Here is a 248-nt window from a genome sequence, read left to right on the forward strand (position 1 = left end):
CCGGGCATTACGGTGGGACATGAAGACCTCCATGCGGTGCAGTCCTAGACAGCTCCACCACATCGGAGGTCTTCGCCATGATCAAGCCCCAACGAGTGTCAACAACGCTTGTGAGCAATACACCTAGACGAGTTATGCCGATCTCAGTGGTCGAAGGCGATTAGTGAGCGGGTGATGGGCTGGCCGGTGGCTCGGTTGTGCCAGATGGCGGCGGTCAGGGCGAGGATGCGCTGGCTGACGCGGACGGT

Annotated in this window: 1 pseudogene; it reads right to left on the reverse strand. The window is 60.5% G+C overall.

Going from position 1 to position 248, the window contains the following annotated elements:
• Window positions 1–143: 143 nt before the first annotated feature.
• Window positions 144–248: pseudogene (locus RM779_RS33550) on the reverse strand (IS982 family transposase); the annotation flags it as partial.

Source organism: Streptomyces johnsoniae (assembly GCF_031845565.1).
In the GTDB taxonomy this organism is placed as follows: domain Bacteria; phylum Actinomycetota; class Actinomycetes; order Streptomycetales; family Streptomycetaceae; genus Streptomyces; species Streptomyces johnsoniae.